Origin of the sequence: Streptomyces sp. NPDC059564 (assembly GCF_042735575.1) — a bacterium.
Taxonomy (GTDB): Bacteria; Actinomycetota; Actinomycetes; order Streptomycetales; family Streptomycetaceae; genus Streptomyces.
In genome coordinates, this window is sequence record NZ_JBHWBP010000231.1 from 1 (window position 1) to 12,406 (window position 12,406).

At 65.2% G+C, this 12,406-nt stretch carries 12 protein-coding genes; 10 read left to right on the forward strand and 2 right to left on the reverse strand.

Annotated features, from left to right (window positions below; translation table 11 throughout):
• Window positions 1-188: 188 nt before the first annotated feature.
• Window positions 189-707, forward strand: a complete 519-nt coding sequence (locus tag ACFV0Q_RS29060; RefSeq protein WP_385009331.1) for a hypothetical protein — start codon at window positions 189-191, stop codon at window positions 705-707.
• A gap of 67 nt (window positions 708-774) precedes the next feature.
• On the opposite strand, the gene ACFV0Q_RS29065 is transcribed toward ACFV0Q_RS29060, so the two are convergent.
• Window positions 775-1,497 (reverse strand): GntR family transcriptional regulator, encoded by a 723-nt coding sequence (locus ACFV0Q_RS29065; RefSeq protein ID WP_385009332.1) that lies wholly within the window; start codon window positions 1,495-1,497, stop codon window positions 775-777.
• Between the two features lie 156 nt (window positions 1,498-1,653).
• On the opposite strand from ACFV0Q_RS29065, the gene ACFV0Q_RS29070 reads away from it, so the two are divergent.
• From ACFV0Q_RS29070 to ACFV0Q_RS29080, 3 genes are all read left to right on the forward strand, one after another.
• Complete coding sequence (locus ACFV0Q_RS29070) at window positions 1,654-1,851, forward strand: hypothetical protein (RefSeq protein WP_385009333.1); 198 nt, start codon at window positions 1,654-1,656, stop codon at window positions 1,849-1,851.
• Between the two features lie 11 nt (window positions 1,852-1,862).
• Window positions 1,863-2,078, forward strand: coding sequence for a hypothetical protein (locus ACFV0Q_RS29075; protein ID WP_385009334.1), 216 nt, complete (start codon window positions 1,863-1,865; stop codon window positions 2,076-2,078).
• Window positions 2,079-3,137: 1,059 nt separating this feature from the next.
• Window positions 3,138-3,536, forward strand: coding sequence for a hypothetical protein (locus tag ACFV0Q_RS29080; protein ID WP_385009335.1), 399 nt, complete (start codon window positions 3,138-3,140; stop codon window positions 3,534-3,536).
• Window positions 3,537-4,429: 893 nt separating this feature from the next.
• Here the strand turns inward: ACFV0Q_RS29080 and ACFV0Q_RS29085 are convergent.
• Window positions 4,430-6,025, reverse strand: a complete 1,596-nt coding sequence (locus tag ACFV0Q_RS29085) for a tyrosine-type recombinase/integrase (RefSeq protein WP_385009336.1) — start codon at window positions 6,023-6,025, stop codon at window positions 4,430-4,432.
• Between the two features lie 184 nt (window positions 6,026-6,209).
• On the opposite strand from ACFV0Q_RS29085, the gene ACFV0Q_RS29090 reads away from it, so the two are divergent.
• The 6 genes from ACFV0Q_RS29090 (at window position 6,210) to ACFV0Q_RS29115 (ending at window position 11,842) form a co-directional block, all read left to right on the forward strand.
• Window positions 6,210-6,407 (forward strand): DNA-binding protein, encoded by a 198-nt coding sequence (locus ACFV0Q_RS29090; protein ID WP_385009337.1) that lies wholly within the window; start codon window positions 6,210-6,212, stop codon window positions 6,405-6,407.
• Window positions 6,408-6,704: 297 nt separating this feature from the next.
• On the forward strand, window positions 6,705-7,646 hold the full coding sequence (locus ACFV0Q_RS29095; RefSeq protein ID WP_385009338.1) for a recombinase family protein: 942 nt from the start codon (window positions 6,705-6,707) through the stop codon (window positions 7,644-7,646).
• Window positions 7,647-7,905: 259 nt separating this feature from the next.
• Window positions 7,906-8,562, forward strand: coding sequence for a hypothetical protein (locus ACFV0Q_RS29100; protein ID WP_385009339.1), 657 nt, complete (start codon window positions 7,906-7,908; stop codon window positions 8,560-8,562).
• A 96-nt stretch (window positions 8,563-8,658) separates the two neighbouring features.
• On the forward strand, window positions 8,659-9,207 hold the full coding sequence (locus tag ACFV0Q_RS29105) for a toxin-antitoxin system, toxin component (protein WP_385009340.1): 549 nt from the start codon (window positions 8,659-8,661) through the stop codon (window positions 9,205-9,207).
• Between the two features lie 2 nt (window positions 9,208-9,209).
• Window positions 9,210-10,409: an MAB_1171c family putative transporter gene (locus tag ACFV0Q_RS29110; RefSeq protein ID WP_385009341.1), complete on the forward strand. Its 1,200-nt coding sequence runs from the start codon at window positions 9,210-9,212 to the stop codon at window positions 10,407-10,409.
• Window positions 10,406-11,842, forward strand: a complete 1,437-nt coding sequence (locus ACFV0Q_RS29115) for an NAD(P)/FAD-dependent oxidoreductase (RefSeq protein ID WP_385009342.1) — start codon at window positions 10,406-10,408, stop codon at window positions 11,840-11,842. The genes ACFV0Q_RS29110 and ACFV0Q_RS29115 overlap by 4 nt, the downstream gene beginning before the upstream one ends.
• Window positions 11,843-12,406: the final 564 nt, after the last annotated feature.

The window sequence follows — 12,406 nt, forward strand, 5'->3', positions numbered from 1 at the left end:
CACCAGGGGTGTTCGCCGCCGTTGCCGTGCCGTGTGTCAGGGGTGGTCGAGGGCGCGGCCGAGGAGGTCGATGGCATCGTGCTGGAGGCGGAGCCGGACATGGGCGTAGACGGTGGCGGTGACGCCGATGTGAGCGTGGCCGAGGAGCCCGCGAGGTCCTGGCGGAGCACTACTCGGTGCCACTCAACGTGGTCACCAATGCCATCGCCCTGCTGGCCGGCAACTTCTTCCTCCGCTACCCCGGCGAGGTGCCTGGCGACGAGGTCTACGTACGGGACTGGGACGACCACGGCTTCGCCACACAGGTCATCCACGGCCGGTTGGTCGGCAAGATCAGAGACGGTTCGCTGACCAAGGGGGCCGCAGTGACCGTGGACGGGGTGGTCGACATGCTCGGCGGCGACGCCGAGGCCGCGGACCAGGCGCTGACCTTCCTTGCGCTTGAGGGCAGGATCAAGAAGTACGCAAAGAGGAACGGGTCACGCCAGGACTTCGAGTACGTCATCATCGGCGGCGAGTTCGGCACCGAACTGCCGGTGAGAGTGGAACCGGCAGGCCACGCGCCCGAGGCGCCAGGTGTTCCGGACCGGGAGTTTCCCGCGTCGGCCGGGTTCGCGGACCTGGCCTACAAGCTTGAACGTGCTCTGGAGCAGATCGAGGAGCTGCAAGAGCGCGTCGAGCGCCTGGAGCGCGGCGACACCGGCTGAGATCGGCGCACAAACAGTGAGTGTCCCCGGAGGCCAGGTGCTCCCGGGGACGCTTCGAGTTCGTCGGTCAGGGCTGGTACTCGTACCCGATGGTGAACCGGGGCGGCAGACACCATTCCCCGTACTCGATGATCCCTTCCGAGTCCGACCACCGGTGGGCACCGGCCAGGATCGGTGAGCCAACAGGTAGCCCCAGGGCGCTGGCCTCGCGCGCGTCGGCGGGGCGGGCGTGCATGTCGTCACGGGCGTGCGTGATCGTGCGCCCGGTGGCTTCGAGTACCCGCGCGGACAGCCCGTGATTGCGACCCGGTGCGGTGTTCAGCAGATCGGGGACCAATGCGGCGAACGGCGCCGGATACCAAGTCACCGCGAACACGGTCCGAGTCTTGCCACGGCCGGCCAGCCACTCGCGCCGGACCACCTGGTCACCGGTCTCCAGATCGAAGATCTCCGCCACGTAGAGCGGCGGGGCGATCAGCTCAGCAGCCGTCACTCGGCTCGTCTCTCCCTCCGCCAGGAACGACTTCACCCGCTGGACCCTGGCCAGCCGGTCACGCGCCGACAGGGTCCACCTCGGGTCATCGGCGACGAACGTACCCCTGGGGGTGGTGCGGATGAAGTTCTCGACCTGGAGGGCTTGCAGAGCCCGGGACACGGTGGCGGCTGCGGCCTGCCACTGTCCAGCGATCTCCCGGTTCGTCGGCAGCTTGGCACCCGGCGCGAGCTCGCCCGACAGGATGCGCTCCCGGAAGTGATCAGCGATCTTCGTGAACGTCTTGGGACTGGGCATAAGGCGTGCCCCTCCATGGAGTTGACGGGCTGTCAGTGAGGGCACACTAGTGCACCGCGAACCGTAGCGGGAGTGCTTCGGCCACTCGAATACTGAACTAGAGCACCGACCTGTCAACAGGTCAGCCATGTGACGTTCGAAGGGTGGCGACGCACCATGAGTGAGCCGACCAGGTACTCGACTGCGCCTGTTGAACTACCACTGCGACTGGAGCCGGACCCGGCCCCCATCGAGGGCTGTGCAGGCTGCACCGAACTGGCCAACGTACGAGACCGCGCACACATCGTCGGCGACATGACGACCGTGACCGACTGCAACGTCTACATGCGACGCCACCCCGAGGGCCACCAGTGATCCCCCGCGCCGTGTACCGGCACGTACCCCACACCATCCGGCACGTCCCCGAGGGCGGCATCACCTACGAAGCGTTCTGCGTCACCGCAGGCTGCGACACCGAATCCGGCCCGCACGACGAGCAAGAGGCCACACAAGACTGGGCCCTTCGCCACACCGGACGCACCGGCCACGACCTCTTCAGGCGCATCGTGACCGACCACGCCAAGGTGACCCGAGCCGAGTAGACGCAGCTACGGCAGCACTACCCGAAGCCACGCCAACCAAGCCGACGCCCGAGGGCGCATCCCCAACGCGATCCTCCACCGATGGCTGTGGCGTACCGCCGAAGAGGGTTGCGTCCAAACTTTCTATACGTCTTCAAGGCGACCCGCTGACGCGGGTCGCGCGCGGCACGGCCGCCCCACCCGGCCCGCTCTCGGCTCCGCCACCGCGGGCCGGCCAGCGACCAGGCCGCGCAGAAACAGCGCAGCGGATGACCGGAAGCGCGAAGAAGCCGGACGCACCCGCACCACGAGCGCCAGGCCGACGACGCGCAGCGGCGGGGCGTTGACCGGTGCGCAGCTCGCGGGTGGGGCCGGTCGGCTCCGTGGGCTTTACCCACCTGTTCGAGCCGGGGCCCGCGTCGGGCAAGGCCAGGGGGCCACTTGTTCACATTGCGGTCAGGCTCAAAGCCTGCCCGAGTTGCCAGCCAGCGTACGGCCCCCTGACCATGCCCGACCCCAACCCGAACAGGACACCGGCCAAACGCCCACTCCGCCGACCTCACGCGCGTGACTGTCTGACGGCAACGCCGACGGCAACAGGGGCGCACAACAGGGCACTTCCACGCACGCCCACGGACTGGCCGAATTCCGCTGACCTGCGAAAACGCAGATGACAGCACCTCAGCACGCACACGTACTATGTGCTCGCAGGCGCCACTCCGGTCCTCGTTCACAACTGCGGTCCCGGCGGCCCGGAGTTTGGCCAGCCATGCACCTGTAGTTCTGATCAGAGCTTTGCGAGGCTCGGAACCAGCAAGGAAAGCACTGGGCGACTCTCCACCCAAGCACAAAAGGCGGAAGACAACCAGAAGTCATTCGGGCACGGACTGTCGGTGCGAGCGGTTGACGGTCCAGTTGAAGGCGCATCTATAGCAACCAAGGAACAAATAGAGGCGGCAGGGTTCTCGCTGATCTTCACCCCCACCCGAAATCTCCCTATGCATCACACGCTGATAATTCCGAAACCGGTAGACTCGACGGTTCAAAGAGGTTTCAATACCGTGTTTGGGAGGAGATAAGGTGAGCGAGAGCTCGGTAGAGAAGCAGGTTGACCACCTGCAGGTTTTAGTTATCTTTGATTGGCGCGATGGGCCAATCGAAGGGATCGCCAGGCGCAGGGGTGGAAACTCCTGCTGGTACTTCAAGCTGTTCGCGGAGCGGCTGGAAACTACGACTCTCGACGACCGCCTCTTCGCCCTCTGGGTGATTCCGGACCCGGATAGCTCAATCCTGCGTGAAGAGTTCGGGGAGAACGATCAAGGCTGCCATGTCTGGCCGGTATCTGGCGGACTCGGCTCGGCCAAGGCGCGCGGCATCGTCGATGAGCTCCTGTCTTCCCGGCCAGGATCGCCGAATCTGATCATTCGGACTCCAGATTTTGTTGAGGTATTCGGCGTTTGGAATGTGACGCCGGACTGAGCAATAGCAGCGAAATATGAGAGGCCTCACCGGGTTTGGTTCCGGTGGGGCCTCTCATATGTGTCGGGGCGTTGACGGCAGTAGTTGACGGCAGTAGTTGACGGCAACGTCAGCGGATAGGAGCTGCACGGAATGGTGGCTCGTCGCGGTCGTCGTACGGGCCGGCGGCCTCATTGGAGACCTGGAGAGCGTGGCTGAGGAGGTCGACGGCGTTGCGCTGGAGGCGGAGCCGGACGTGGGCGTACACGGTGGCTGTGACGCCAATGTGGGCGTGTCCGAGAATCTCTTTGAATCACGACGAGTTCGATGCCTTGCTCCAAGAGCAGGGTGTCGATGCAGTGCCGAGGTCGTGGAAGCAGATAGGACGGAGCCCTGCCCGATCAAGAAGGCTGCGGACGCTGCGATTGAGATTCGCAGGATCGATCGGCCCTCCGCCCTCGCGGTGAAGTCGAGACCGCTGTCCATCCAGCTCTCCACTGCCGCTTCCCCTTCCGCTTCCTGACCTTCATCTGCGGTGCCAGATGGTGGCGGTGAGGAGTTCGGTGCTAGGGCGTCAGGGGGTTGCCGACACGAGGCGCACGGCTATCGGCCGTACCGGCGCAGTTGGTGAGACCGCTGCACCCTGGGGCTGGGGCTCCTCCACCCCCTACTCGGGTATGACCTGGTAGTTGGCTCCTGGGTGCGACGTGTTGTCGGGTACCTCGTTCTTACCTTCCTCCTCGTCACGAGGAGAGGAGAAGGGGCATGCGCCGCTTCGGAAGAACAGCGGCCAATGAGTTGTCTCGAGAAGAGACGCCCCAGCCCTGACCAGCTAAGACATGCAGAAATGGCCTCCCTGAAGGACTTCCGGGAGGCCATTTCGTCGCTGCGGGGGACAACGGGGGGACACCGTACTAGGCGGCCGTCTTCCCCTCCCCCTCGCCACCTCTTCCCGAGATGAGCCTCATCTCCGGCCTGATGTCACCGCGCGGGGCTTCTACCTCGGTGGCCAGCTGCTGGTGCGCGCGCGGTACGAGGGCGACCGGAGCATCGGCGGCCTCCTTCTCGAACTGGGGCATCAGGCTGGTGTACGTGTCTGCGGTAAGCGTGAACGATGCATGGCCCAGGAGAGCCTGGATCGCCTTCATGGACAGGCCGGCTGCGAGGCTCAGGGATGCCGCGCAGTGGCGCAGGTCGTGCAGGCGGATGGGTGGCATGTCGAGCCGCCGCAGGAGGCGGTCGAAGAGCTTGGACACGTTGTCGGGATGCCAGGGGGTGCCATTGTCCTGGGTGAACACGTAGCCGCTGTCGACGTACGGGCCGTACTTCTCGGGGTTGCGCTGGTGCTTCGCTTCCCAGTCGGCTCGCTTCGCCTTCTGAACGTCCCGCCAGGTCACGAGAAGGGCGTGCGTTGCGGAGTCGAGGGCTATGGTGCGTCGACCACTGCGACTCTTGGGCGTCTCGCCGTACATCTGGTGTGTCGTGTCGACAACAAGCTGCTCCACGATGTTGGCGGTTCCTCTGACCATGTCGACCTCTGCCCACGTGAGTCCCGCGGCTTCCCCTCGGCGGGGGCCGCGGAACACCTGCAAGTGCCACATTGCGTACAAGCGATGGCTTGCGGCGGCATCCAGGAACTGTCCGGTGAGTTCGGGGGTCCAGACCATCACGGGACTGGGCTTCTGCCCGGTCTCTCGCCAGCGAGCAACCCGCTCCTCGGTCCACACAACGGCGAGGGGCTTCTCGTATCGCGGAAGGACGACCTGGTCGGCCCAGTTCTGCGCAATGAGCTTCTCCGTGACAGCGGTCTTGAGGGCGGCTGAGAGTGCATTGCGCAGCCGCTTCTGCGTTCCAGGGCCAGTGTCATGGCGGGGCTTGGAGCGGGCCTTCTTGAGGGCCTCCTTGGCGTCAGTCCAGCGTTGACGGAGCTCTGGCGGTCGAGGAAGAGGGGCCTGCTTCCATACCTGATGGGCCGCTTCGCATTCCCTGCGGGCTTGGTCCGCTTGCCTTCGGTTCGCTTCCTTGACTCGGTTGTATGACCAGATGTCTTCGAACATCGCTTGTATGTGGCGGGTTCGCAGTTCACGCATGGCCAGGTGCCCGAGCGCAGGGATATAGACGCGCTCCACGAAGTCACCGTAGTCGCTCCGAGTTCTGCGCTTGAGGTCCACACGGTTGTTCAGCCAGCGCCGCAGGAACTGTTCCACGGTCTCGCGGGATTCAACGTTGATGCCGCCGTTTGCCTCTGCCCAGAGCTGCTGAGCTGCGTGCTGGGCTGCTGCTCGGGTGAGGAAGCCTCCCTTCCTGGGGCGACGGCGTTCGCCGCGGGGGCCGTCGGGGAGGTTGACGTAGTAGTACCAGCTCCCGTGGTCGCGCTTCTTCAGGTCGGGGCAGCTCGTCCCCAGCTCGCGGGTCTTGGGGTTTCCCTTCAAGTCCAGGACAGGCTCACCCAAGTCATCGAGTTTGACTTCGGTGCACTTGCACCGCTTGTAAATGCTGCCGCTGAACATGGGCGCCCCCCGGATGATCTCGGTTGTCCTTACGTGTCCTCATCTTTCTGTAGCGAGCGGGACGCCTCCTTGGGCAACGTAGGCTTCTGGTCAGGTGGCGCGGGGAAGAGGGATGTGACCACATATGTCCTCATCTGTTTCTGTCGTTGCGGGACGTTCGGCGCGGGGTGCGCAGGGCGGTGCGATGACGATGGGTGAGTTGTTGGAGCTGCCTCCGGCGGTGAGCGTGGCGACGGCTGCGCGGGCGCTGGGTATCGGCAAGGACAAGGCCTATGAACTGATCAAGGCGGACCGTTTTCCGGCTCGGGTCATCCGGCTGGGGTCGACGTCACGGGTTGCGACAGCCTCGCTCTGGGATGCGCTGGGCGTGTGTGTGAGCTGAGCGACGTGTTGACCTATTTCACAGGAGCCCGCCCCCGGCGAGGGGGCGGGCTCCTGGTGTTTCTAGCGCCTTGACCTGGCTTGATCTTGGGGTGTTCACTCTCCCGAAACGTTGTGAGCTGCCTCACATCAACACAACCGTCAGGTCTCTCATCTGCGCAAACGCGCCACCCACCCTCCTGATGCCCGATCAGTAAGCCAGTCGACAGCCACCTAACACGTACATTGGCCTATTAGAGGCGAGAGCGACGCCTCATTAAGACGCGATCTGCGCATGATCGAGCGGAGACATGGGGATATGGCACGGCTGTCCGGTTACGCGAACGGCGGGGGCCTCAACCCTGGCGAGGCGGCGTTCCTCCGGCGAGCGGCATCCCGGTTCTTCGCCACCGACCCGCAGGAGTCGCGCAACGCGATCGCGAACTGGCTGAACGACCAGGGGCACCGCACCGCGCTGGGCGGACTGTGGCGCGGCGAGACCCTCACCCGCACCCTGTCCCACCCGAAGATGGCCGGCCTGGATGCGGACGGCGAGCCGATCGAGGGGTTCGGGGAGACCGTCCTCACGCCGGACGAGTACCGCAACCTGATGGGGAACTTCGCCGACCGATCCACGGCGGCGGCGCCTCCCCGCGACTCGTACGAGTACCTGCTGACCCAGGGCATCGCGGACTGTGACGATTGCGGGCACGACCTATCGGGTGCTCGGGTCAACGCCGAAGCCGGTCCCGGCTACCGGTGCCTGCCTCCGACGAGGACGAGGAAGTCGTGCGGCAAGGTCCGTATGAACGCGGACCGTTTGGAGCCTGCGGTCGCCGAGGAGGTCCTTGCGGACCTCCTGCGTCCAGGCGTCCACGAGAAGCTGCTGGGGCTGCAGCAGGATGCCCGCGATGAGTTGATGCGACTGCACGCGCACATCGAGGGCGCCGAGGACCGTTTCGCGGTCCTGAAGTCCATGCGGAAGTCGATGGTTCCCGAGGCGTACAAGGCCGCGGAGAAGGCAACGAACGACGACCTGAAGGCGAGCCGGGCCCGCGTCCGGTACCTCGAGCAGCTCACCGACGTTCCGATCTCCGATGCGCACGACATCGTGAAGTGGTGGAAGTCAGCGCCCCGCGCGTCGAAGCGGGGTCTGATCCGGCTGGCGGTGACGAAGGTCCACGTACTGCCCTCTGGCGGCGGGCGCGGTCATGATCCCCACAGCCGCATCCGGATCGACTGGCGCGCGGGTCTTGCTTGAGGAACCGCCGGCCCGGGCGCTCCACCGCCTCCCGCTAGCTACCCGTAGGCGCGCACTCCTACGGCGAACGAGCGTCACATCTAAGTATTCAGCATGCCCATGCGTAGCAGTCCTGGCGCTGTCATGATCTTGCCCTCCATCCGCAACCCTGTCAACCGGAGATGCATCGAGGGGAACCAGAGTTGCTTTGCGCAGGTGGAAGCCCCTAGGGTCCGATCGGCAACAGATTTCAGCCAATCGATTCCAGATGGGAGACCACGTGAGTGGGACACACCCCCCTGACCCCGCTGCGACGCTACGTAGCTGCGAAGCACTAATCCTCCGCGCCGGCCTTGATCGCGACGAGTACCTCGGGATCTGCGCACTCTCCTACGCGTCCGGGCTGCCGGAAGCGAAGGTCGAGGCGTTGTGCACCGGGCAGCCGGTGCCCTTGGAGGCTTTGGGAGCGCAGGTCACAGAGCGCATTCACATCGCTCAGCAGACCCGGCTGCATCAGGCGGCGGACGGCACGACCCGGCACTACACCTCAAATCAGATTGCCGACGCGGCAGGGATGAGCCGCCAGGGCCTGGTGAAGGCAATGCAGTCGGCCCGAGGCATCCGTGACCTTGAGTACGTAGACGGCGTCGCCCGACTGTTTGACGTGAGGATCGACTTCTTCACCGATCCGCCGGCCGAAGCACTCGACCGCGTCCTCCAGCAGATCCACAAGAGGCTGCTGGAGCTGACTGTCGAGCGCCAAGACGAGAAGCTTCACCAACTGGAGGAGGCAAGCCGACTCCAGGACCTACGCGAACGCTACGGACTTCTCGACATGGCTGCCCGCGGCGCACCGAAGACCATGGAGCTACTCGGACTCTTCGAGTCCGTCCTTGAGGAAGCGGCCGAGCAGCGCAGGCAGGAAAACCGCCCCTGACCCGGGAAAGGGCGAGAACCGCCCCCATATCCACTGCACGAACTGCACAACCAGGTGCTGTGGGTTGCACCAAGAAAGACAAGGCGGGGGACACCCGTGAACGACGAACGCCAGATCTCCCGGCTGAGCAAACAGCTCGCTAAGAATCTGCCGCGACCAACGCCCGACAATCCGCGCGAACTTCTCCAGGCCATCTGCACCCAGCTGGCGGAGGAGCGGAACCGGAAGGTTCGGCTAATGTTTCGAACCTTCCCCCCGCAAACAGTAAGCGGCCTTTGGTTTAAGCTCCCCGACGAAGACCTCATCGTCATCGAGGAGAACACGAGCTGGTTTCACCAGCTCGTCATCCTGGGACACGAAATCTGGCACATGATCTCGGGTCGCGGTACTGGATGCTTCGCACATGACCACGGCGGGGAGCAGGTGATTGCGGCCGCCCGTGCGCTCAGCGAGGATTTCGACATTCAGGAAGCCGTAAACCTGGTGGAGATGGCCGCACGGACTGATGTGGACGCAACCGAGGAAGAGAGCACCGCGGAGCGGGCCGGACTGGCCATCGCGACGGCTGTGCGGAGAGCTATCCACACGTCCAGCACCCCTTCCTACGGGCTGGCTGGCCGCATCGAGCAGAGCCTGGGCGGATAGCAGTGCACGATACTGACTACTACATCCCTGCAGCAGCTCTCGTAACTGCCTTCCTACTGAGAACCCCCGGTCTGATCCGCAATTGGCGACTCAGCATGGTGCGGTCCGCGAACCTCCTCATTCTCCTGGGGGCTGCGGGGTTCGCTTTCGGAGCCCCGCCGACGATCTCCTTCATGAATCGAGTTACCGGAGTCGTCAATTTCTCGGCACCTTTGGTATACGTAATTCTGTGTGGCTACAATCTTGCCTGCCTGGTACTGATCGAGAACTGGCTCGGTGGTGACGACGAGAGAACCCGCCGCCGAATAAGGCGATGGCGAGTCGTCTACATCACAGCCATCTCCCTCGTCATCGTGTGCTTTGCCGTTGGTGATGCGCCGGACGAGCGCCTCGTTGACTTCGACACGTATTACGCAAACACTCCGTGGATCTACGGGGTGATCGTCACCTACCTCCTTGCGCACATGGTCGCTTCCACAGCAATCACCATCATGTGCTGGCGAGGGGTTTCCCAGGTCCGATCGTGGACACGGGTAGGCCTTTGGGTCTTGGTCGCGGGATTCATTCTCAACCTTGCTTACGGGGTAGCCAAACTCACTGCGGTCGCCGCACGGTGGGCCAACGAAGACCTGGATCGGCTCAGCACGTCTGCGGCCCCGCCCATCGTGGCCGCGGGCGGCGTCATCGTCACGATCGGATTCCTGATCCCGCTCCTGGGCCCCAAGGTGGAAGAGCAGGTCCGAGCAGCTGCGGACCACTTCCGTATGAGGCCCCTATGGCAGCTGGTCCGTCCGACCGGCAGCGGCGCACCGGGAGTGCTGAAGGCACCCCTGTGGTCGAGTCCGGCAGAGCGCCTCACCTTCCGGGTGTCCGCCACCCAGGACCGCATCCTGCGGCTGCACCCCTTCTTCGACGACCAGGCGCGCCGCGTGGCCTATGACCAGGGGCAGGAAGCAGGCTTGCCGGAGCGTCAGGCGGCAGCTCGGGGCATTGCCGCGATGCTCTCCGCCGCAGCCGACAGATGCGCTGCCGGTGGTGAGGTACCGGCTCCCACTGCGACAGCTCGGACCGCAAGGGACGAGTATCTGGCTGCGGAAGCCACCCACACGGATCTGCTGCTCGACGTTGCCGCACAGCTCCGCGACACCCTCGCACTTCGCACGGTCGGCATGGCCGACACCCGACAAGAAAGCCTTTCGTGAACGCGCACTCCCCCGGTTCCCCGCATCAATCAGTTGTTATCGGCGCGGGCATGGCCGGGATACTCGCCGCAGCAGTCCTGGCGAAACACGGCTCGGAAGTCACGGTCATCGAACGAGACGTGCTGCCTGCCGGACCTGGTCCCCGTAAATGCCTGCCTCAGGCCCGCCATGTCCACGTCCTGTGGTCCGGCGGGGTCGCGGCGTTCGAGGCCATCCTTCCAGGCATCACCAACGAGTGGGTCGATGCGGGCGCACGCCGCATCTCGCTGCCCACGGACCTTGTCACGATGACCGCACGCGGTTGGATCCCCCGCTGGCCGGAGATGAAGTTCAACATCGCCTGCTCGCGGGACCTCCTCGACTGGGTCGTCCGACGGCGCGTCATGATGCAGCATCCGGGAATCACGGTGCTGGAGCGGCATGTGGTGGAAGGGTTCAGTGGCGACGCCCGCCAGCTGACCGGCGTGCAGATCCGCGGGCCGGAGGCAGGCACGCGCACCTTGCACGCGGATCTGGTCATCGATACGAGCGGCCGCGGATCCCGGTCCGTGCAGTGGCTTGGCGACCTTGGGATCCCCGAGGTGAAAATGATGGAGGTCGACTCAGGGCTCGTCTACGCGAGCCGCCTATTCGAAGCCCCCCGCGATCGGGCCGGCGAACCAGTCGAGAACCTTCCGATTGTCAACGTGCAGTCGAACCCAAGTGACTTCGTCCCGGGCCGTACGGCGACGATCGTGCCGATCGAAGGCGGCCGCATCCTGGGAACCCTGTCGGGCACCTACCACGGCCAGCCCACCGGCGACCCCGAGGACTTTGTGGCCTTCGCAAAGTCGATCCGGCATCCCGTCGTGGGCGACCTCATGGAGGCCCTTACCCCGTTGGACGATCAGGTCATGGTCACCCGCAGTACCTTGAACCGGCGCCGCCTCTTCGAGAAGGCGCGAGTGCCCCGCGGGTTCCTTGCGGTCGGCGACAGCGTTGCTACCTTCAACCCGCTGTACGGGCAGGGCATGACCGTCGCCGCGCAGGGCCTGGTGGCGCTGGATGCATTGATCGGCAAGCACGGACTGACCGATCCGGTTCTTACCCGTCTGGCGCAGAAGGCGGTTGGCCGGCGCGCAGCAGTCGCTTACGAGCTCGCCTCCAGCCAGGACATCCTGTATCCGGGCGCCGTCGGACGGAATCCCCGGCCTGGCAGCGGTCTGGTCAGCTGGTACGCGAACCGTGTCATGGCCACGGCGTCGACGCAGGCCTCCGCGGCGCAGGCGTTCCTCGACGTCATCACGATGACGAAGATGCCCACCGCCTGGCTTCGTCCGAAGACCCTCTTCATGGTGCTTCGCGGCCCTCAAGCCGGCGCCGCTCCAACAGGTCCGCCGATCACCGAGGAAGAGCAGCGCATCTTCAAGCGCACCGCCTCCTTGACCCGCTAACGGATCTTCACCAGCGGGGTGGGGCTGCGGGCACCGCCCCATGCTGCGGTCCGCCCAGGGGAATGGCGCGACCAGGAGAGCCCGAGCAGCTTTCGCGCGCCCCGTCGGCAAGCAGGGCCCTTCATCTGGCCCACGTGGACGGGGTTGAGACAACGCACCCGGCGCATCCGGGTATCGATGAATCGTGGGGGGGCACGTGATCGACGTACAGCGCATCATCGCGCTGTCACAGCAGCCACGCCGGGGAACGGCCGGTGGCGAACCCGCAGCCGTATCCCGGGCACTGCTGCTCTTGGGCGACCTGGGGCACGAGGAAGCCGCCTTGGCCTGTCCGATCGCATGGAGTCAGGCTGCCTGCCGAAGCGCGGCTGCAGCGCAGTCCGCGGCGCCCCCCGGGAAGCTGTGTACGGCCTGCCCATTGGAGGTCTCCTGCCGGTCCGCGCTGATGGCGGGGGCGCCGGATGAGGTGCAGAGGTGGCGTGCGCGCGTGGGCGGCGGGCCGACCGTTACGGCCTGACGAGGGAACGCCCAAGGGCGCCGGATCTGATCCGGCGCCCTTGGGCG

Coding starts and splice junctions, on each gene's coding strand:
- ACFV0Q_RS29070 (WP_385009333.1), top strand. CDS start 1,654: ATGAGTGAGCCGACCAGGTACTCGACTGCGCCTGTTGAACTACCACTG.
- ACFV0Q_RS29095 (WP_385009338.1), top strand. CDS start 6,705: ATGGCACGGCTGTCCGGTTACGCGAACGGCGGGGGCCTCAACCCTGGC.
- ACFV0Q_RS29065 (WP_385009332.1), bottom strand. CDS start 1,497: ATGCCCAGTCCCAAGACGTTCACGAAGATCGCTGATCACTTCCGGGAG.
- ACFV0Q_RS29085 (WP_385009336.1), bottom strand. CDS start 6,025: ATGTTCAGCGGCAGCATTTACAAGCGGTGCAAGTGCACCGAAGTCAAA.
- ACFV0Q_RS29090 (WP_385009337.1), top strand. CDS start 6,210: ATGACGATGGGTGAGTTGTTGGAGCTGCCTCCGGCGGTGAGCGTGGCG.